Source organism: Kitasatospora sp. NPDC048545 (genome assembly GCF_040651155.1).
GTDB lineage: Bacteria > Actinomycetota > Actinomycetes > Streptomycetales > Streptomycetaceae > Kitasatospora.
This window is the reverse complement of sequence record NZ_JBEZIQ010000015.1, coordinates 88,432-109,243: the sequence shown is the minus strand read 5'-3', so window position 1 is coordinate 109,243 and position 20,812 is coordinate 88,432. Positions and strand designations below refer to the sequence as shown.

Below are 20,812 nucleotides of genomic sequence, written 5' to 3'. Positions count from 1 at the left end.
AGACGTCACTTTCCGATTCCAACCGTCATGCCCTGGATGATCCGCGAGCCCATCCAGGAGAAGAGCGCGATCATCGGGGCGAGGATGATGCAGACTCCGGCGAACATCGTGCCGAAGTCCAGGCCGTTGAACTGCTGTGCCGCGACGAACGAGGAGAGCGCCACCGGGAGGGTGGTCGCCCCCTGACTGTTCGTCAGGACGAGGGCGAACAGGGTCTCGTTCCAGGAGGTGATGAACTGCAGGAGGAAGGCGGTGACCAGCCCGCCCCGGGCGACCGGGAGCACCACCTGGACGAAGGTCCGCACCGGTCCGGCGCCGTCCAGGACGGCGGCCTCCTCCAGCACACCGGGGATGCCGCTGAAGAAGCCGGTCAGCAGGAAGACCGTGAAGGGCATCGCCAGGCCGACGTAGACCAGCCCGAGGCCGAGGTCGCTGTCGGTCAGGTCCACCCGGGACAGGCCGACGAACAGCGGCACCACCAGCACCTGGCCGGGCACACCGAGGCCCATGGCGAACGTCATCGTCAGTGCCGAGGAGGTCCGCGAGCGGCGCCGGGCGAGGGCGTAGGCGCAGGGCGCGGCGAGGGCGACGGCGACCACGGAGGAGAGGCCGGCGGTGAGCACGCTGTTGAGGGCCGCCCGCGCGAAGCCGCCCGCGTCGAGCGCGGTGGTGTAGTTGTCGGCCTTCGGGCTGGTCGGCAGGCCGAAGCCGTGCTGCAGGATGTCGGGGCCGCTGCGCAGCGAGGTCAGGAGGATCCACAGGACCAGCAGCAGGTCGGCGGCGACGACGAGCCAGACGGCGGCCGTGCCGATCCTGCTCGCGAGTCCGGCGGCTCGGTTGGTGCGTCGCACGGGTGGTGACCTTTCCGGTTGCGGTGGGGGGCCGGGACGCGACGGGTCAGTACTCGATCGGCTCGCGGCGCAGCAGGCGGCGCAGCACGACGGTGATCAGGGTGACCATGGCCAGGCTGACCGTCGCGGCGGCGGTGGCCGTGCCCAGCCGGGGGACGGTGCCCTGCGGGAAGGCCTCGCTGTACACGTACACGGCGGTGTTCCAACTGCTCACCGGCGGGTAGGCGTTGGTGCTGCCGCCGTAGAGCAGGATCAGCTCGAAGATCTTCACCGAGCTGACGGTCCACAGCACCGCGCAGACCGCGATGACGTCCCAGGCGCACGGCAGGGTGATGTGCCGGAAGCGCTGGAAGGGGCCTGCGCCGTCCAGTTCGGCCGCCTCGTAGAGGTAGTCGGGGATCTGGTCGACCGCCGCCATGATGATCGAGGTGTAGTAGCCGGTCGCCGTCCAGACCAGGGTGCCCAGGACCATCGGCAGCAGGTTGTCCGTCGACAGCCACTTGGGCGGTGTCGTCACCCCGAACAGCTCCAGCGCCTGGTTCACCGGGCCGGTGGGCGAGAACAGGAAGCCGGCCGCGATGCCGAAGACCATGCCGTTGACCAGCGACGGGAAGAACAGCACCGACCGGGCGAAGAGCCTGGCCCGCATCTCGCGCAGCACCAGGGTCAGCGCGAAGCTGAGCACGAAGGTGATCGTGCCGCCGATGACCATGATGTCGAGCGTGTTGAACAGGGAGGTGCGGAACCTCGGGTCGCGGAACAGCAGGGTGTAGTTCTGCAGACCGCGCCAGTCCATCTCGCCCATGCCGTCCCACCGGTACAGGCTGGTCCACAGGGCGTAGCACACGGGGGCGATGAACAGCACCGCGTACGCGACCAGCGCCGGCGCGGTGAACGGCCAGAACACCCGGTGGCGTTGGCGCTCCAGCGGGCCGACGCCGGCCCGGACGGCGCGCCCGGACCGGCCCCGGGCGGCGTCCGTCCTGGGCGGGCTCTCGATCGTCGTCGCCACCGTCAGCCCTCGGTCTGCCAGTAGGTGACCTGGTCGGCCTTGCACTTGGCGACGAACTGGGCGGCCGTGATCTTGCCGTGCCAGAAGTCCAGGTAGTTCTCGTTCAGGACCTTGGGCAGCCAGCTGCCGCCCACGCCGTCGAAGCCGAGGCGCAGGGTCGGGGCTTCGAGGGTCTTCTGGACATCGGCCAGCTCCGCGGGGGCCGGGATGTCGGCGCGCGGGGTGATGTTGAGCGCGGTGGTGGAGATCCCGGACAGGTGCTTCTTCTGCAGGAAGAAGGCGATGAACTTCTGCGCCGCGGCCGCGTTCTTGGCGCGCTTGGGGATCGCGAAGCCGAACAGGCCCGCGTCCGGGGCCTTCGCGGTGGGCGGCAGGATCGAGGCCGTCTTCCAGCCGGCCGGGATCTGCTTGGCGATCTCGGCGGTGACGTAGCTGCCGTCCATGTAGAACGCGGCCTTGCCCGCCGTCCAGTTGGTCTCCTGGGCCGGGAACTTGGTGGCGTCGTAGCCCGGGATCAGGTGGCCGCCCTTGACCAGCTGCTCCGCCTGCTGCGCCGCGGTGAGGACCGCCGGGTTGTCCCAGGCCGCGCCGGACCTGTCGGCGGAGAGCTCGGCGACGTTCACTCCGGCGCCGTTGAGCAGGTAGTCGAAGAACAGCCCGTTGGTCCAGGGGTCCTCGCCTTCGGAGGCGATGCACGCCTTCCCGGCCGCCTTCAGCGCGTCGCAGACCTTGAGCAGGCCGGCCCAGTCGGTGGGCGGGGTCGGCATGGCCGCGGCGACCGCCGGGTCGGCCGCGTTGTAGAACATCGCGTTGGTGACGACCTCGTACGGGATCACGTAGTGGTTCGAGCCGGACGGGTCCTTCGGCAGCATGTCGAAGTACTTGGCCGGGATGACCTGGGAGACCGGGACGTTCTCCTCCGGCACCTGCAGTTGCAGCACCGGCGAGAGGTCGAGCGCCTGACCGGCCGCGGCGGTGGTGCCGTAGACCTTGTCGTCGGACTCGTCCCACAGGTCCGGGGCCTGGTTGGCGGCGATCGCCGGGCCGATCTTCTTGGCGATGTCCCGGCCCGCCCAGGTGACGTTCACCTTGGCACCGGTGGCGGAGGTGTAGTCGGCGATCGCGGCCTTCAGTACCTGGGCCTGCGGCTCGTCGGCGCGCCACATCGACCAGTAGCTGAAGCTGCCGGCGGCCTTCGCGTCGCTCCCCGAGCCGCTGCCGCAGGCGCTCGCCCCGAGCGCGAGTGCGACGGCGGTGGCCGCGCCGAGGACGCGACGTGCGGACATGGTCGTTCTACCCATGGGTGGTTCCTCTCGGAGGCGCGAGATGCCGTGCGGACGGGTCGTCAGCCGGGGCCCGGGAACAGGGGCGTCGCTGTGGATGGCTGGGACGATACGGTCGAGTTGACCGGTAAATCAAGAGTCCTTGCAGAATCGAGGTCCGGCTCGGGGCAACCGGGCAGAGCCTCGGCGACGAAATCTCAAGTCACGCCCTGGACAAGGGTTTGGATCAACCTTGACGGCCCTTCACCGGTGCCCTACGTTTCATCGAAAGCAAGTTGACCGGTAAATCGAAGGATCCAGCCATGGTGACGATGCAGGACGTGGCCGAGCGCGCCGGGGTCACGAAGCAGACCGTCTCCAACGTCATCCGCGGACGGGGGGCCGTGAGCCCGGCGACCGCGGCCCGGGTGCGCGCCGCGATCGAGGAGCTGGGGTACACCCCCAACCTGGTCGCGCGCTCCCTCGCCACCGGCGCCACGCGGACGGTCGGCCTGTTCGTCCCCACCGTGACGGGCTCCTTCTACGCCGACATCGTCGAGGAGGTCGAGGACGTCCTCGACGAGAACGGCTACCACCTGCTGCTCTGCACCACCCGGCTCGACGGGGAGCGCGCCAAGCGGCACCTGGCCGGACTGACCAGCCGCTCGGTGGACGCGCTGCTGATCGCCGGCGACCGGGACCTGATCGACCACCTGCCGCTGCTGGCCGAGGCCGCCTTCCCGGTCGCCCTGTGCGCCTGGGAGACCGACGCCCCCGACCGCTTCCCGGTGGTCACCATCGACTACGAGCGGGCGGGCTTCCTGGCCGGGCGCCACCTGCGCGAACTCGGGCACGAACACGTCGCCGTGCTCGCCAGCCCCGACCACGCCCCCCGGGTGGCGGGCTTCCGGCGCGCCTTCGCCGCCGACGGCCTGACCGTCCCCGACACCGCCGTCCACACGGCACCCGAACCCACCCCTGCGGGCGGCTTCGCGGCGGCGACGACGGCGCTGACCACCGACCCGGCGATCACCGCGGTGTTCGCCACCCACGACGTCCTCGCCCTCGGCGCCCTGGAGGCCGCCCGGGCCGTGGGCCGTTCCGTCCCGCACGACCTGTCGATCGTCGGGCACGACGACAACCCGGAGGTCGGCCTGGCCCGGCCGGCCCTCACCACGGTGGCCATCCCCAAGCGGGAGATGGCCCGGGAGGCGGTCGAGCTGCTGCTGCGCGCCCTCACCCGCTCGGGCAGCCCGGCCAACTCGATCCAGCTGCTGCGCCCCGAGCTGGTCGTCCGGGACAGCACCGCCCCCACCGGCGGCCGCTGATCCGGGCCCGCCCGGTCACCTCAACCCTTCGAAAGGACACCGGCCTTGTCGTCCGATCCGGCCTCCGACCACCAGCGCCTCTGGTACCGCCGGCCGGCCGGCTCCTTCCTGGAGGCCCTGCCGCTGGGCAACGGCCGGCTCGGCGCACTGTTCCTCGGCGGCGCGGAACGCCCCGGCGGCACCGATCCGTCCGGCCTGGGCGAGACCGTCCACCTCAACGCGGACACCCTGTGGTCCGGCGGGCCCCGCACGCACGACGCCGCCGACGCCGCCGACGCCGCCGAGCACCTCGCGGAACTGCGCGCCGCCGTCCTGGCCGACCGTGACTACGCCCGCGCCGACGCCCTCGCGACCCGGATGCAGGGCCCGTTCACCGAGGCCTACCAGCCGCTCGCGACCCTCCGACTGGAGCTCGGCGACGGGCCGTCGGACGACTACGTACGCTCGCTGGAACTCGACGAGGCCGTCCACCGGGTCTCCTACCGGAGCGGCGACGCGCAGATCCTGCGCGAGTCCCACGTGTCGGCCCCCGCGGACGTCCTGGTCACCAGGATCACCTCGTCCGCCCCAGGCCGGATCGACCTCACCGCCCGCTTCGACACACCGCACCCGAACCCGCACACCGGCGGCACCGGCCCCGACCGCCTCGTCCTCACCGGCCGGGCCCCCGCGCACGTGGCCTTCGGCGAGGACGGCCCGGTGCGCTACCGCCCCGGCGAGGGCACGGGCTTCGCGGCCGGGCTCCACGTGGTGGCCTCCGGCGGCCGGGTCGAGCGGACGAGCGGCACGGTGACGGTGCGCGGCGCCGACGAGGTGCTCCTGCTGGTCGCCGCCGAAACCGGCTTCCGCGGCCACACCGAGCCCCCGGCCGGCCCCGACGAGGGACCGACGGCGCAGCTCGAACGACGCTTGGACGCGGCCGCCGCCCGGCCGTACGGACAGCTGCTCGCCGACCACCTCGCCGACCACCGGCGGCTGTACCGCGCCACCGCGCTGCGCCTGGGCGACGGCCCCCCGAGTGCGCTGCCCACCGACGAACGGCTCGCCGCCGTCCGGGCCGGCCGGGCCGATCCCGCCCTGACCGCCCTCCAGTTCGCCTACGGCCGCTACCTGTTGATCGCCTCGTCGCGCCCCGGCAGCCAACCCGCCACCCTGCAGGGGATCTGGAACACCGAGACCTCCCCACCGTGGAACTCCAACTGGACCACCAACATCAACCTGCAGATGAACTACTGGCACGCCGAGACCACCGGCCTCGCCCCCTGCCACGAACCCCTCTTCGACCTGATCGCCGACCTGGCCCACACCGGCGCCCGGACCGCCGCCGCCTACTACGGCACCGGCGGCTGGACCGTCCACCACAACGTGGACCTGTGGCGCTCCGCCGGCCCCGTCTCCGGCTCACCCTCCTGGGCGAACTGGCCGATGGCCGGCGCCTGGCTCTGCGCGCACCTGTGGGAGCGCCACCTCTTCGACGGGGACCACGACTTCCTGGCCGAACGGGCCTACCCACTGATGCGCGGCGCCGCCCGCTTCCTGCTGGGCTTCCTCACCGAGGACCGCGACGGCCACCTGGTCACCTGCCCGTCCACCTCCCCCGAGCACCACTTCCGGCTGCCCGACGGCGGCCTCGCCGCCGTCTCCGCCGCGGCCACCATGGACCACTGGCTGACCGCCGAACTGTTCGCCAACACCGCCTCCGCCGCCCGCCTCCTCGGTGTGGACGCCTACCTGGCCGAGGAGCTGGACACCGCCCGGGGCCGGCTCCGCCCACCGCCGACCGGCGGGGACGGCCGCCTGCTCGAATGGCGGGAGGACCTCCCCGACGAGGACCCGGGTCACCGCCACCTGTCCCACCTCTACGGCCTCTACCCCGGCAGTGCCGTCGACCCGCTCACCGATCCGGCGGGCGCGGAGTCCGCACGGCTCGCCCTGGCCCGCCGCCTCGACCACGGCGGCGGATCGACCGGCTGGAGCCTGGCCTGGGTGGCGGCCCTCGCCGCCCGCCTCGGCGACGCCGACCTCGCCCACCGCAGCGTGCGTGGCCTGCTCACCGACCACTCCGCGGCCAATCTCCTCGGCCTGCACCCGCCGGACCTGTTCCAGATCGACGGCAACTTCGGCGCCACCGCCGCCGTCGCCGAGATGCTGCTGCAGAGCCACAACGGCGTCCTGCGGCTGCTCCCGGCCCTGCCCGAGGCCTGGCCGACCGGCCACGCACGGGGGCTGCGGGCCCGCGGCGGTCTCACCGTCGACCTCCGCTGGGACGGCGGCCGCCTCACCGAGGCGACCGTGCACGGCACCCGTCCGCAGACCCTCGACCTGCTGCTCCCCGCCGGCACGCCGGAGCCCGTGGTGACGGACCCGACCGACCGGATCGCCGCCGCGACGCTCACCCCCACCCCGGCCGGGCTGCGGCTGACCACGCGGCTCGGCGGGCCGGGGAGTCACCGGATCCGCCCGCCCGACTGAGCAGGCCCCGGCCCGCCCGGGCCCCGGCGGGGGCGACGGCCTCCTGGATCGCTCACGGCGTCCGGGCCCGGACGGGCGCCGGCCCGGCCCGGACGGGCCCCGGTGCGGGGCCGGCCCGCACCGGCTTCCACCTCATGCCCGGTGGCCGCAGGACTCCCCACAGCCACACGATCAATACGGAACGTGTCCACGCTTTCACTTTTCGTGACGGCCGCTCAAGATGCGTTTGCGTCACGGCGTACCGGCAAACACGCCATCCACCCCGCACCGTCCCGGGCCCACGGCCTCCGGGTCGCCACCCCCGGCCTCGCGAACACGTGCGTCGCCGCCTACGTCGAGCGCGGCGCCACCCACGCGGAACGCCGGTCCGACCCCGCGCCCGTCAGCGCCGAGTTCGACTTCGGCTTCGGCGGCCACCGACCGTCCGTTCCGGTGGCGGACGTCCGGCGGCGTAGGCAGCCGACGTAGGCAGGGGAAGCTGACAACGTACACCGGCCCCACCGGGGAGCGGCCGGTGGCGGCCCCCGCAGTACCGGGCCACGGCCGGTATGTGCGCGCACGGTCTTGACCCGGCGCGGTGCAGCGCGCAGTCTGGAGATACAACGTAAATGTGGCATGTAAATCCAGCCCCACATGCGTACAGGCTCATGGGAGGTCTCCATGACTGCCGAAACGAGCGGCGACCCGACACAGCCGCACACCGAATCCGAGGACCTCGGCTGGACGATCGACATCCCCGGGCACCCGCCGCGGGCCGACTCCCCCGAGTACCAGGCCGCCCGGGCCACGATGCACCGGCTGACCGACACGCTCGACAGGCCCTTCTACGGCTCCGAGCCGGTGGAGGACCACCACGGCGGCGGCCTGTGGCTCAAGGACTCCGAAGGCTGGTTCCTGGTCCGCAACCTGGTCGGGATCGAGTGGTCCGCGCAGTTCTGCGCCGACCCCTCGAAGGTCGACCTGCTGCGGCAGAACGCGAAGCGGCTGTACGCGCTCTGTCCTGACGCGGTTCGGGAACTCGGCATCGGGGAGCTGCTCGACACCCCGATCACGGATGCCGCCGGCGTGCAGCGGTGGACCGACTCGATCTGCAACGCCAGCGTGCCGCTCCCCCACGCGGTGCACTCCGCGGCGCTGCCGCAGGGCGGCGGAGTGCACCACTACCCGAGCCCGGTGACGGAGATCGTCTTCTTCAAGAGGGACGACTTCCGGCTGTGGGTCGTCGACGCGGGTGGCCAGGCCGTCGCCGTGGCGCCGGTGGCGAAGCGCGGTTCGGGTGACGGGCGGGTGCAAGTGCTGTTCGCGGCACAGGAGTCCGCGCTGCATCCCGAGCTGGAGCGGGCCCGTGACAGCGGGGACGCCCTGCTGCTGGGGCCGGACCATCCGATGGCCCGGACGGCGTTCGCGCAGCAGTACGGCACGCCTGCCCCGAACGCGGCGGCCCAGCCCCGGGCGGCCGCCTAGGAACCATGGACACGGCACAGGGCCACGGACCGGGCGCCGGACGCGGCACCGGACACGGCACCGGACCGGGTGCCGTCGAGGCCGTGGTCGAGCTGCGGTCCGGCGACGGCGCGCGGCTCGACGCCCTGCGGAACTGGTGTGCCGGGCGCGGAATCTCGGTCCTGCCGATGGCCGCCGGTGCGCTGGTCACGGGCCCGACGGCGCGGTTCCGGGAGGCGTTCGGGCACGGCCCGGTCTCCCCCTCGGGCGCGGAGGCCCTGCCCGTCCCGGACGAACTCCGGGAAGCCGTACGGTCCGTCACCGTACTGCCGGTCCCGGAACCCCATTCCCCTGACGCATGACGACAGTTCTCCCGGGTACCCGAGGCCCGGTTCATCCCCTGAGGAGACATGATGCTTCCCACGACAACGCAGAACGGGCAACCTCCTCCCGACCTGGTGTTCGGCTACGTGTCGGCACGGTCGGAGGGTGGAACCCCGATGACCGAGGCGACCGACCTGACCTCGGCCGCGCCGTTCCGGGCCGGTGAAACCATCCGCACCCGGGCCAAGGAACGGGCGGAGGGGGCCGGACTCACGGTCACCGCCGAGAGCCGACTCGGCTTCACGGTCTACGGATCGCCGGCGGCCTACGAGCGCCTGACCGGTGGCCGGGTCACCTCGTACGAGGTCCTCCAGCACGTGTCGACCGGGCGCCGCCGCTACGTGACCCACCTCGACCTGGTGGGCCCGGGCCAGCCGACGGCTCGGGGCGTGGGGGCCGCGCCGGACACCGACGACATCGAGGCCGTCGTGCTCGAACAGCCGCGCTCCTGCTACCGGTTGTCGCCGAGCCCGCAGCCACCGAACGTGAGCAAGTTCCACCTGCGGCTCCCCGGCGACGTGGCCATGCTGCTCGGCGCCACCGCTGCGCACGCGCAGGGCGCGGTGGGCGCGGGCGTGGACGTCGCCATGGTGGACACCGGACACTACCCGCACCCCTTCTTCACCCTGCAGGGCTACGACGTCGATCCCGTCGTCACCGTGGTGCCCGGGACCAGCCCCGCCAAGGACCCGATCGGGCACGGGACGGGAGAGTCGGCCAACATCTTCGCCGTGGCGCCCGGCGCGAAGCTGAAGTTCTTCCGGGCCAGCGACGCCGGCGGCAACCTGACCAGCGCCGTGGCCGGTTTCCTCCTGGCGAAGGCCGCTCACCCGAGGGTGCTCACCAACTCCTGGGGCGGCGACCTCGACTTCCCGCCCCTGGACCCGCAGCCACCCGCAGCGTCCCGGGTCTGGATCCTGGAGATCAAGGACGCGGTGGAGAAGGGCATCGTGGTGGTGTTCTCGGCCGGCAACGGCCACTTCTCCGTCGAGCCGCAGGTCCCCGGAGTGATCGCGGCCGGCGGAGTGTTCGTCGGCCCCGGCCTCGGCGTCCAGGCGTCCGACTACGCGAGCGGATACGCCAGTCCCTGGTTCCCCGGTGAGATCGTGCCCACGGTCTGCGGGCTGGTGGGGATGCTGCCGCGGGCCCAGTACCTGATGCTCCCCGTGCAGCCGGGCTGCGAGCTCGACGTCGAGCAGAGTCAGGCGAGCGACGGGCAGATGCCGGACACCCCCGACGGCACGACCCTCGACGACGCCTGGGCGCTCTTCTCGGGCACCTCGGCGGCCGCCCCGCAAATCGCCGGAGCAGTCGCCGTACTGCTCGGCCAGAACGGCCGGCCGGGCATGACGGTCCAGCAGGTGACGGAGGCACTCGTGACGACCGCCACCGACGTCACCGCCGGCCACAACCACCCGCGGTTCAACAATCCGGCCGGGCCGGGCCCGGACGAGGCCACCGGGCCGGGACTCGCCAACGTGAGCGCGGCCCTCGCGTTCGCGAAAGCCAACTTCTGAGCAGGCCGACTCCTGAGAAGGCCGACTGCCGACCGGACCTGCACGCCTGGCTCCGGGGCACGTCGAGGTCCGCCCTCGGCCCCGCTCCCACGGCCGGCCCTCGCCACAGCCGCCGTTCACCGGCGGTGGTCCCGGGCGGGCCGGGAGCCGGGAAGGCCCGGCCCGCCACGGAGGAACCGGCGGCCGGTCCTCCACGGGCCCTCGTACTCGTCCCCCGCCCCGCTCGCGCCCCATCCCGCTCGTCCCCCGTCCCGACGGCGGGCAGGACCCACGTCGCGGTGGGGCGCGAAGACCTGCCCCGCGGCTCACGCGTCGATGCCGAGCCGTCGCCCCCTGGATAGACTGACCAGACGTTCCAGGAACGGACCGACGGAGCACCCACCGCGCCCCGTAGTCGCGCGTACGCCACTCTCCGTGACCGCGGCGGGGGCGAGCCGGTCCCGGATGATCCGGCAGCGGGCCATCGATCGGACGGGAGCCCTGCCATGGCGAACACGTCCCGGTCTCCGGGCGGCCACGACCCCGAGATCACCCGCCCCGTGTCCTCCCGCGCCCCCTCGCCGTCGTCGGCCCCCCGGGACGACGCCGAGCCGACCGCGGCCAACGACCGGCTGGCGCTCAACGGCATGGGCAGCTTCGACTGGGACCTCGACAAGGGCACCTACCACCTCGACGACGTGGGCCTGGAGGTGTTCGACCTACGGGCCGACGAGTTCGACGGAGAGCCCGCGTCACTCTCCGCGAGGGTGCTGCCGGCGGACAGCGAGCGACTCGACGAGGCCGTGTCGCTCGCCCTGCGGGAGGGACACCTGACCTTCGCGTCCTACTTCCGTCTGGTCTGCCGCGACGGAACCCTGCGCTGGGCCCACACGCAGGGGCGCATCCTGCGCGACCCGCAGGCACGCCCCTACCGCATCGTCGGCATCGTCCGCAACGCCGAGGAGGAACTGGCCCACGCCGAGGGGATGCGAACGCTCGCCGCCGACCGGCGCCGCCAGACCGACTCCGTGCGCGCCACCACCGAAGCCCTCGCCCGCGCCGTCACCGTCCACGACGTGACCAACGTGCTGACCGACAGCGAAGGGCTGCGACGCTTCGGGGCGGACGGGCTGGCCCTCGGGCTGGTGGACGGGGACGTCATGCGCCTCGTCGCCGCGACCGAGCAACCGTCGGCGGAACTCAGGGCCCGCGACGACCTGTCGCTGACCCACCTGGGGGACGGCCTGCCACTGTCCGAAGCCGTGCTCACCCGGCGCGCCCGCTTCCTCGGTACCAGGGAGGAACTCACCACCCGCTACCCCCGCCTGCTGCCCTACGCCGAGGAGATGCGGATCGAGGCGGCGGCGTTCCTGCCCCTGGCCGCCCAGGCCCGCTCCATCGGCGCACTCGGCCTGTTCTACCGGGCAAGGCACCACTTCAGCACCGAGGACCGCAACATCTGCATCGCGCTCAGCAGCGCGGTCGCGCAGTCCCTGCAACGCGCCATGCTCTTCGACCAGGAACGCGAGTTCGCGACCACGCTCCAGACCACCATGCTTCCCCGCCGCATCCCCGAGATCAACGGCGGCGAGGTGGCCGTCCGCTACCGGGCCGGCCGCAGCGGACGCGAGGTCGGCGGGGACTGGTACGACGTCATCCCCCTGCCGGGCCGGCGGGTGGGTCTCGTGGTCGGCGACGTGGAGGGGCACGACAGCCACGCAGCGGCCATCATGGGCCAGTTGAGGATCGCCCTGCGGGCCTACGCCACCGAAGGACACACCCCCGCCACGGTCATGGCCCGCGCGTCCAGGTTCCTCGCCGACCTCGACACCGAGCGGTCCGCGACCTGCATCTACGTCGACGCCGACCTGGAGACCGGAACACTGCGCCTGGTGCGGGCCGGCCACCTCGAACCGCTCGTGCGGCACAGCACCGGCCTGACCGGCTTGGCGTGCGTCCGCGGTGGCCTGCCGCTCGGCGTGGCCACGGTGTTCGGCCAGGACGGCTACCCCGAGACCCGCCTCGACCTCAACCCCGCGGACACGCTGCTCCTGTGCACCGACGGCATGGTCGAACACCCCGGTCGGGACATCACGGACGGCATCGAGGCCCTCGCCGCCGCCCTGCGCGACGGACCGCGGGACACCGAGGCCCTCGCCGACCACCTCTGCGGCGGCCATCCGAACCGCCTCGGCAGCAGCGACGACATGGCACTCCTGCTGCTGCACCGGGCAGCCGTGCCCGGCGCCCACGCCACCCGGCAGATGACCCAGCACGTCCACCAGGCCGATCCGGAAGGGTTGGCGGAGACCCGCGCCATGCTCCGCCAGGCCCTGGCGGCGTGGGGTGCGACCGACCTCCTGGCCGACGTCGAGCTCACCGCGGACGAACTGATCACCAACGCCCTCGTCCACACCGACGGGGGCGCACTGCTCACCATAGAACTGCGGGCCGGGACCGCCCCCTGCATCCGCCTGGAGATCCGGGACCGCTCCAGCGTCCTGCCGCGCCGCCGGGTCCCCGGCGAGACCGCCACCTCCGGCCGCGGTCTGCTGCTGGTCGACGCGCTCGCCGGGAGCTGGGGCGTGGAACCGCTCGGCAGCGGCAAGAACGTCTGGTGCGAGTTCCCACTGGCGGCTTGACCGCCCGACGGCAGCTCACGTGCGCCGCCACTCGCCGATCCACGTCGCCGCCTACGGCTCGACCCCAGCCGATCCGCTCGATCGACCGGATCGGCAGCTCGTACGGGATCCTCGTGGTCGGCTTCTCCTCCCCCCGCATGTGGCCGGACGGCACCGGGCCGCCACCTGAGCCGCGGCTCACCGCGGCGCCGGTGGCCGCGCCCCGGGCGGCAGGTCGGCCGGGGGCCGCGGGCCCGGCGGGGTGATCGGTGTCGGGGTGATCGGCGGGGTGATCGGCGGGGTGATCGGCGGGGTGATCAGGCGGCGGCGCAGGCCGGAGCGGGCGATGGGGTCGACGCCGAGCAGGGTGCCCGCGTGGGCGGCGAGCGTCGTGCAGCCGTCGGCGGGGCCGTGGTCGTGCCAGGGGCTGGGACCGGTGGCGGGCAGCCGGCTGAGGATCCGGCCGTCGTCGGTGAGGGCGAAGAGGCGTCCGACGGTGGCGGAGAGCGAGGCGAGCCCGGGGGCTGGGCCGATCGTCCGCCAGCCCTTGGCCGCGTCGGCGGAGGCGGGCAGGTCCTGGAAGGGGAGGTAGCCGAGGCCGCCCGGGTGGGTGACGAAGAGCCCTTCGTGGCAGGCCGCGAGAGTGCGGCTGCCGGCGGGTGCCCGGCCGGCCGGCAGCCAGTCGGCCGGTCCGGGCACCGCGTCGCGGTAGCGGATCGAGCCGTCGGCGCCCAAGGCGTACAGGCCCTGGGTCTGCCCGCCCATCGCCTCGCGGGGTGCGGTGACGGCGAGCGCCGGGAACGCTTCGCCGCCTCGGGTGAGTGCGGTCCAGGGGATGTTCTGGCCGCAGGGTTCCCGCGTGTGCAGGACGCCCTCGTCGTCGAGGCCGTAGAGGCGGCCGCCGGTGCCGGTCAGGCAGCTCAGGGCGGGGGCGGGGCCGAGGGTCTCCCAGCGGGCCGGGTCCGGCGGCGCCGTGAACCGTTCGAGGACGTTGCGGGTGATCCGGTCCACGACCGGATCGTCGAGCGCCCGGCCCCAGTTGATGGTCCCGGCGTTGAAGACGGTGCCGCGCCCGAGGGTGAACACCCCCATGGTGGCGGCGCCGCCTTGGCCGAGGTCGCGCCAGTGGCCCAGGTCGGCGGTGGCCAGGACGGTGAAGCCGGTCGGGGTGCCGTCCCGTCCGGTCACCCTGGGCACGCCGTCGAGCCAGGTCAGGTCGGCCGCGTCGGTCTCGTAGCCGAGTGCGCCGCGGGCGAAGGAGTCGCCGTCGCGCAGACCGGTGCCGGTGAGCGCCCAGTGGTCGGCGAACGCGACGCGGTAGCTGTCGTCGAGCATGAGGTCGAAGTCGGTCCAGCAGCCCGCGCCGTGACGGAAGGTCAGGCCGGTGAGGGTGTTCTCGGGGCGTCCGACGAGGGCGCTGGACCACTCGGTGGTGGCCCTCCTCGGGTCCACCGCGGTGACCGGGTCCAGGGCGGCGTCGCGGTAGCAGACCATGGTGCGTCCCTCGTCCTCCAGGCGCATCTGCCACCAGCAGGTGTTCCCGGAGAAGATCGCCAGGTTGCCGCCCGCGCCGACGAAGCCCTCGACGGCGTCCCGCATCTCCCAGGTCCAGTACTCGTCGTGGCCGTTGCAGACGAGCAGCCGGTAGTCGTCGAGGAGTCCCGGGACGAGGTGCAGGTCGAGGTTGGAGCAGTAGTCGACGGTCTGCCCGGTCCGGTGCAGCCAGCGCATCAGCCCCTCCTCCCAGCGCTCGGGGGCGGGGCCGCCGCCGGGCCGGTCGAAGCTCACCCGGTGCGCCCGGTCGTGCTGTTCGGTCCCGTACAGTCCGTGGCCGGGGGCGCCGACCCGGTTGTAGGCCTGCCAGGTGGCGAACGGCAGCGAGACGAGGATCCCGTGGTTTCCGGCGGGCCGGGCCGCCCGGACCGCGAACCACACCTCGCCGCCGTCGGGTTCGAACTCGGCCCGGTACAGCCCGCTGGGCCAGGTGCGCGGCACGGTGAGGGTCCAGCGGTCGCGGGCCGCGGACAGCCGGTGGTCGCGGGTGAGGCCGGTGATCGCGTTCGTGATCCGGACGCGGCGCTCGGGCGGCGCTCCGGCGGGCCCGTCCAGGAAGCGGAACTCCAGGTCACCCCCCTGGACGCAGGAGGTGGCGCGGGCGTAGGCGCCGTACCTGCCGCCCCAGCCCTCGGCGACGGTCTCCGTGACTGCGCTCATCCACGCTCCCTGGTCGGTCCGGTTCGGGTCGGCCACTACGCGTAGGCCTTGGACTGCAGGGCGAAGAGCTCCGCGTAACGCCCGCCCAGGGCCAGCAGTTCCTGGTGGCTGCCCGTCTCGCGGACCCGCCCGTCCTCCAGGAGCACGATGGTGTCGGCCATCCGGACGGTGGAGAGCCGGTGGGTGACGAACACCGTGACGCCGCCGACGGTGGCGGCCATGTGGGCGGAGGCGCGCTGGTAGGCGTCGCAGAGCAGTGCCTCGGCCTGCGGGTCCAGCGCGCTGGCGGGTTCGTCCAGGCACATCAGCAGGGCGTCGGGGCGCATCAGGGTGCGCGCCAGGCCGATCCGCTGCCACTGGCCGCCGGACAGCTCGGTTCCCGGGCCGTACTCCTTCCCGAGCAGGGAGTCGAGGCCCTCGGGCAGGGCGGCCACCGTGTCGGCGGCACCGGCGAGTTCGACGGCGCGGTGCACCGCCTCGGCGGAGTCGATGCGGTCCAGCCGACCGACGCCGACGCTCTGCCGCGCGGTGAGGTTGAACCGGGCGAAGTCCTGGAAGAGGTTGGCGGTGCGGCCGTGCCAGGACCGCGCGCCGACCTCGGCCAGTGGGGTGCCGTCCAGCAGGACGGCACCACCGGTCGGCTGGTGGAGGCCGTTCAGGAGCTTGATCAGGGTGGACTTGCCGGCTCCGTTCTCGCCGACCAGCGCGATCGAGCGGCCCGCGGGGAGGGTCAGGTCCACGTCCCGCAGCACCGGTTCGCGGCTTCCGGGGTAGCAGAAGGAGACCTGGCGCAGTGTGATGCCGCCGGTCAGGGCGGACGGCGCCGCCGCCGTCGCCGCGCGGTCCTGCGGCGGCCCGGCCAGGGCTCCGGTGACCCGCTCGAACCGGGCGATGCCCAACGCGGCCGCGTAGACCTTGCTCAGCAGGTCCAGGCCGGTGGAGACCTGGCCGCTGACCTGCCCGGCCAGGGTGACCACCAGGACCACGTCGCCGATGCCGGCCCGGCCCTGCTGGGCCTGCCGGAAGACGAGCAGCAGGGATCCGGCGTAGGCGAGCGCGAAGCAGAGCTGGCCCGCCGAGCGCAGCAGGGCCTGCCGGCGGTGGGCCGCGGCCTGGACGGCGGAGACCTGCCGGTGCAGGACCCGGTGCTTGGCGAGGAGGAAGCCCTGGGCGCCGGCGATCCGGATCTCCTTCTGCGCGGCGGCGGAAGCCGCGAGGCCGCGCAGGTGCCGGATCGCACCGGTCGCCGGCGCGCTCTCCTGGCGCCCGGTCTCCACCGCGCGTTCGGCGCGCTTTCCGGTGAGCACCGGGATCACGGCGGCCAGCGGGAGCAGCAGCAGGACGGGCTGGAGGTCGGCCAGCAGGACGGCGGTGAGCAGGAGTTGGGCCGCCAGGCAGACCAGGCTGAGCGAGGCGTGGACGGTGTCCCGCATCCGGATGACGTCCTGGCGCAGCAGGTCCAGGTCGTCGGCGAGTTCGGGGCGGTCGAAGGCGGCCGGCCCCTCGGTTCCGTTGACGCGGACCAGCAGCCGCCGGTTGAGGCCGAGTTCGACCAGTTCGCCCAGCTCGAAGTAGGACAGGTGGGCGAAGTGGCCGAGCATCAGTTCGCAGATCAGGACCGCCGCGGCGCCGAGGGCCCAGCCGACGGCCGCGCCGCCGTGCCCGTCGAGCGCGGCGTCGGTGAGACCCTTGAGCATCAGCGGGACCACGGGGGCGGCCAGGTAGCCGGCCAGCAGCAGGGACCCGCCGACGAGGAGTCGACGCCGGTCGGTCCGCCAGGAGGACACGGCGAGGAAGCGCAGGAGCCCGAGCAGCAGTCTCATCGTTCCACCGGCCCGGTCCGGGCGGCGAACCGCTTCGCCTGCACGGTGAACAGGTCGGCGTAGGTGCCGCCCCGGGCGAGGAGTTCACGGTGCGAGCCGCGTTCGCTGATGCGGCCGGCGTCCAGGACCACGATCTGTTCGCAGCGGCGCACGGTCGAGAAGCGGTGGGAGATCACCAGGCTGGTCACGCCCTTGGTCAGGTCGAGGAAGCTCTCGAAGAACTCGGCCTCGCCGCGTGCGTCCAGTTGCGCGGTGGGCTCGTCCAGGATCAGGAAGGAGGCGCCGTGCCGGACCGCGAACAGCGAACGGGCCAGGGCCAGCCGCTGCCACTGGCCACCGGACAGCTCGGTGCCGCCCGGGGCGCGGCGGGAGAGCGGGGTGTCCGGGCCGTCGGGGAGCGCGGCGAGCAGTTCCCCCAGTCCGACCCGTTCCAGTGACTCCCGGATGCCGTCGAGGTCGTCGAGGTGCTCGATCGAGCCGAGCGCCACGTTCTCGCGCAGGGTGAGGTCGTAGCGGACGAAGTCCTGGAAGGTGACGGCCAGTCGACGCTGCCAGTGCGCGGCGTCCAGCGTGCCGAGGTCGACGCCGTTGTAGCGCAGCGTGCCGGAGGTCGGCCGGTACAGGCCGGTGAGCAGTTTGACCAGGGTGGTCTTGCCGGCGCCGTTGAGGCCGACCACCGCGGTGGAGGAGCCCTCGCGCAGCACCAGGTCGACTCCGTCCAGGACGGGCGCGGCACCGCCGTCGTACCGGAAGCACAGCGAGCGCACGTCGAGGTCGCCGGACGGCGGGCAGGCGACGGCGGGCCGCGCGGCCTCGGCCGGGGTCGCCGCGCTGAGGCGTTCGAACTCGACGATCGCCGCGAGGGCCTGCCGGCCGTACTGCAGCTTGGTGTCGGACTCGGGGAAGTAGCTGCCGAAGCGCAGGCACATCACCGCGGCCTGCAGGGCGATGGCGAACCGGGCGGTTCCGGTGCCGCCGGCATCGGCACCGGCGGCGGCGACGGCCGTCAGGACCGCGCCGCCCACCAGGAGTCCGAGGGCCGAGTAGCGCAGGAAGGGCGGGCCGTAGACGGCCCGGCGGCCGCGCCACAGCGGGTCGAGGTAGCCGCGCACCTCCTGCTGGTAGCGGTTGTCCAGCCATTCGGTGAGGCCGAGGGTGCGCACCTCCTTGGCCGCGCCGGCACTGGTGGCGAGTTCCCTGAGGTACGCCATCCTCCGGCGTTGCGGCGCGAGCCGGCGGAAGAGCCGGCCGTAGGTGTGGAAGGCCCCGGTCTGCCCGCGGCGGGTGATCAGGGCGACGGCGAGGGCGCCGAGCGCGGCCCACCACGTGCAGGCGTAGGCGACCAGGGCGACCGACCCGGCCAGTCTGGCGTAGCGGGCGATCAGCGCGAGCGCGCCCTCGGCGGCGGCGCCCGGGGTCAGGCCGAGCGAGTCGAAGGCCAGGTTCGCCTCGCTGAGCTGGTCGGTGGCCCGTTCGCTCTCGACCACTTCGGCGCGGGCGTCGACGAACGAGGAACGCAGCAGCCGGGCGACGCAGGCGCCGTCCACCCGCTGGGCCACCGCCTGCGACAGCGAGACCTGGAACGGCGCGAGCGCCTGCTGGCCCACGAACGCGACGAGCGCCACGGCCAGCCAGCCGCTCGGTCCCCCGCCGTCACCGGGCAGTCCCCCGCCGTCGCCGAACCGGCCGTCGCGCACGGCCTGCAGGGCGAAGCCGACGCACAGCGCGAAGACGACGGGCAGCAGGCCGACCAGGGCGTGGAGCGCCGCCGTGCCGGCCACCAGGAGGGTGCCGGCCCGGCGCAGCAGCGCCAGCAGCTGCCGGGTGGCGAGCAGGCGGTCGGCGCCGCGCTCGGCCCGGCGGGAGTTCGTCACGGCCTCAGCCGCCGACGGTGATCAGCAGCGGCAGGATCGCTCCCGCGCGCACCGGGCCCCATTCGCGCTCCTGCCGGCGCACTCCGGCGAGGAGGGTGATCCGGCCGTCGCCGTCCTGGCCGACGCCGGTGCCCGCCAGCGGCACCCGGAACCGGAACAGGTCCTGCCCGTCCACGCGTTCGGCGGTGGCCACGGCGGGGACCGAGCCCGGGCCCGCGTTGGAGTAGTCCGCCTCGTCGAGGAGGTCTCCCGCCGCCCGGTAGAAGTACTCGTAGCGGTGGTCGCCGAAGTTGAGCGAGACGCCGGTCATCTCCTGTTCGGTGCCGCCGGGCACGGCGAGTTCGATCAGCAGGGTTCCGTCGGCGTGGCGGAAGCTGCCGCGCACCTCGAAGTCGGTGCCGGCGCGGCGGAGGACGGCCCGGCTCAGCGCGCCGTCCTCGCCCCGGCGGGTGGAGAACGGGGCGGGGCGGTCGGTCAGCACCAGTTCGGCGGCGCCGATGGAGTCGAGCACCTCGCTCATGGCCAGGTCCCGCAGGACCAACTGCTCGGGATCCCACGGGAGGTCGACCGCGAAGCCGGCCAGGCCGTCCCACCAGAGGTCGACCGGGAACGCCTCCCGGACCGGGGCGATCCGCTGGAGCTGCGGATGTCCGGCGAACGGGTCCCGGTGCAGCAGCGCGACGGCCAGCGTGCGGGCGTAGGAGAGGACTTCACCGGCCTGGTAGCGCTCGGCCAGCTCGGCCATCAGGGCCGGGTCGAACTCGGGCAGCGCGCAGAGGTCGACCACCGTGGCCAGTTCGGCGAGGCGGATGGTGGCGGCGGGGATCGGGTAGACGCACAGCAGCGCCTCGACGTGCAGGTGCGAGGAGTGGATCAGGGCGGCGACCTCGGCCCGCAGCAGGTTCACCGCGGCGGGGACCGGGCCCCGGTGCGCGGCAGCGATCCATCCGGTGAGCTCGTCCGGTCCGATCTGCCGGACCAGGTAGCCCGCGGCGTGCTCCCAGTGTCCCGGGTGGTCGGCCGGCCGGGGCGCGGCCTCGGCGCCGGGCCGGGTCACCGGGTAGTAGGAGTGGATGTCGACCTCGCCGCGCCAGGTGGACTCCACGGTGGCGAACGCCGCGAGGTGGCTCCCTGAGTCGAACCGCCGGTAGCCGCTCTTCAGGGCCAGCTCCAGCAGCCGGGCCGGGTCGCGGGCGATGACGTCGACGTCCGAGGAGCGCCGCAGGGAGACGGGGTCGCCGCCGAGCCCGTAGAGGGTCACGCCCTTGAGCACCATCAGGCGGTCCTCGGGGCTGTCGGCCCGTAGCTGCTCGGTCAGTTCGACGACCATGTCGATCTGACGGGCCGACAGCTCCTCGATCTCCCGCCGCCGGGCCGCGAGCCGCTCGCGGAGGGCGGCGGTCACCGGGCCCGCCTCCTGATCGGCCGGCAGCCGTGCCAGGAAGCGCACTTCGAGCCGGTGCGCGGCCAGGGCCTCGTAGAGGGCGTCCGGGTCGAGCCGTTCGAGGTCGGGCACCTCGCCGGGCCTTCCGGCCGCCCACAGGAGGACCTCACGAAGAGCCGGAACTGCAGGGTCCGTCAGTCGCATTGTTTCTCCTCGGGCTCTTCTGGAACCGGTGTGGCGGCTCCGGGCGAGGGGGGTGGCGAATTCACACTCCGGGGCATCGACGCCGCCCGGACATTCGCGTTCGCAACACTCTGGGGATTGCATCGCCGCGACGTCAAGCCTTTCGCGTTCCGGAAATCCGGGAATTCACGGTCGATCAATACCCACGATAGAGGGACATGTCGGACTCGATGGCCTGCGGGCGGGGTTCGGGGGCCCACTCGCCGAATGCCGCCGGCCGTTGCGTTTGCCCTGGTCAGCGCGGTTCGGGTGGGTGAGGTGGCGTCAGAAACGTTCTTGACAGCCACTCTTGGGTCGACTATGGTCCGGGTCGTGAAGTTAGGAAAGTTTCCTATCCGTCAGACCGTGGCCACCAATTCCACGGCCACCATCGGTCCGGGTCCGCATGGCGCGTTCCGGGCACGC

Annotated in this window: 13 protein-coding genes and 1 pseudogene; 7 read left to right on the top strand and 7 right to left on the bottom strand. The window is 73.2% G+C overall.

What is annotated here, in order from left to right; all coding sequences use genetic code 11:
• Positions 1-5 precede the first annotated feature (5 nt).
• Genes AB0D10_RS16850 through AB0D10_RS16840 form a run of 3 tightly spaced genes read right to left on the bottom strand, consistent with a single transcriptional unit; the run spans position 6 to position 3,164 of the window.
• Positions 6-851 carry a carbohydrate ABC transporter permease gene (locus tag AB0D10_RS16850; protein ID WP_360256568.1) on the bottom strand — a complete coding sequence of 282 codons (846 nt, stop codon included), beginning with the start codon at positions 849-851 and terminating at the stop codon, positions 6-8.
• Between the two features lie 46 nt (positions 852-897).
• The gene (locus AB0D10_RS16845; protein WP_360256565.1) at positions 898-1,863 is read right to left on the bottom strand and encodes a sugar ABC transporter permease; all 966 of its coding nucleotides are present in this window, start codon (positions 1,861-1,863) and stop codon (positions 898-900) included.
• Between the two features lie 2 nt (positions 1,864-1,865).
• Positions 1,866-3,164, bottom strand: a complete 1,299-nt coding sequence (locus AB0D10_RS16840) for an ABC transporter substrate-binding protein (RefSeq protein ID WP_360256563.1) — start codon at positions 3,162-3,164, stop codon at positions 1,866-1,868.
• A gap of 284 nt (positions 3,165-3,448) precedes the next feature.
• On the opposite strand from AB0D10_RS16840, the gene AB0D10_RS16835 reads away from it, so the two are divergent.
• The 7 genes and pseudogenes from AB0D10_RS16835 to AB0D10_RS16805 all read left to right on the top strand — a co-directional run bounded on the left by AB0D10_RS16835 (position 3,449) and on the right by AB0D10_RS16805 (position 12,890).
• Entirely contained in the window at positions 3,449-4,453 is a 1,005-nt protein-coding gene (locus AB0D10_RS16835; RefSeq protein ID WP_360256561.1) for a LacI family DNA-binding transcriptional regulator, read from the top strand.
• 45 nt (positions 4,454-4,498) lie between these two features.
• Entirely contained in the window at positions 4,499-6,925 is a 2,427-nt protein-coding gene (locus AB0D10_RS16830; RefSeq protein WP_360256559.1) for a glycoside hydrolase family 95 protein, read from the top strand.
• Between the two features lie 288 nt (positions 6,926-7,213).
• Positions 7,214-7,393: pseudogene (locus AB0D10_RS16825) on the top strand (hypothetical protein); the annotation flags it as partial.
• 192 nt (positions 7,394-7,585) lie between these two features.
• Positions 7,586-8,389, top strand: coding sequence for a DUF6424 family protein (locus AB0D10_RS16820; RefSeq protein WP_360256557.1), 804 nt, complete (start codon positions 7,586-7,588; stop codon positions 8,387-8,389).
• A 5-nt stretch (positions 8,390-8,394) separates the two neighbouring features.
• Positions 8,395-8,730 carry a hypothetical protein gene (locus tag AB0D10_RS16815; RefSeq protein ID WP_360256554.1) on the top strand — a complete coding sequence of 112 codons (336 nt, stop codon included), beginning with the start codon at positions 8,395-8,397 and terminating at the stop codon, positions 8,728-8,730.
• 138 nt (positions 8,731-8,868) lie between these two features.
• A complete protein-coding gene (locus AB0D10_RS16810; protein ID WP_360256552.1) occupies positions 8,869-10,269 on the top strand; it encodes a S8 family serine peptidase in 1,401 nt (466 codons plus the stop codon).
• A 485-nt stretch (positions 10,270-10,754) separates the two neighbouring features.
• Positions 10,755-12,890: a SpoIIE family protein phosphatase gene (locus tag AB0D10_RS16805; protein WP_360256550.1), complete on the top strand. Its 2,136-nt coding sequence runs from the start codon at positions 10,755-10,757 to the stop codon at positions 12,888-12,890.
• A gap of 177 nt (positions 12,891-13,067) precedes the next feature.
• Here the strand turns inward: AB0D10_RS16805 and AB0D10_RS16800 are convergent, their stop codons facing one another.
• From AB0D10_RS16800 to AB0D10_RS16785, 4 genes are read right to left on the bottom strand one after another with little or no spacing between them, the layout of a single operon-like run.
• Positions 13,068-15,083 carry a N,N-dimethylformamidase beta subunit family domain-containing protein gene (locus tag AB0D10_RS16800; RefSeq protein WP_360256548.1) on the bottom strand — a complete coding sequence of 672 codons (2,016 nt, stop codon included), beginning with the start codon at positions 15,081-15,083 and terminating at the stop codon, positions 13,068-13,070.
• Between the two features lie 35 nt (positions 15,084-15,118).
• The gene (locus tag AB0D10_RS16795; RefSeq protein WP_360256545.1) at positions 15,119-16,906 is read right to left on the bottom strand and encodes an ABC transporter ATP-binding protein; all 1,788 of its coding nucleotides are present in this window, start codon (positions 16,904-16,906) and stop codon (positions 15,119-15,121) included.
• Complete coding sequence (locus AB0D10_RS16790) at positions 16,903-18,780, bottom strand: ABC transporter ATP-binding protein (protein WP_360256542.1); 1,878 nt, start codon at positions 18,778-18,780, stop codon at positions 16,903-16,905. Before AB0D10_RS16790 ends, AB0D10_RS16795 begins: the two co-directional genes overlap by 4 nt.
• Before the next feature lie 4 nt (positions 18,781-18,784).
• Positions 18,785-20,368, bottom strand: coding sequence for a nucleotidyltransferase family protein (locus AB0D10_RS16785; RefSeq protein ID WP_360256539.1), 1,584 nt, complete (start codon positions 20,366-20,368; stop codon positions 18,785-18,787).
• Positions 20,369-20,812: the final 444 nt, after the last annotated feature.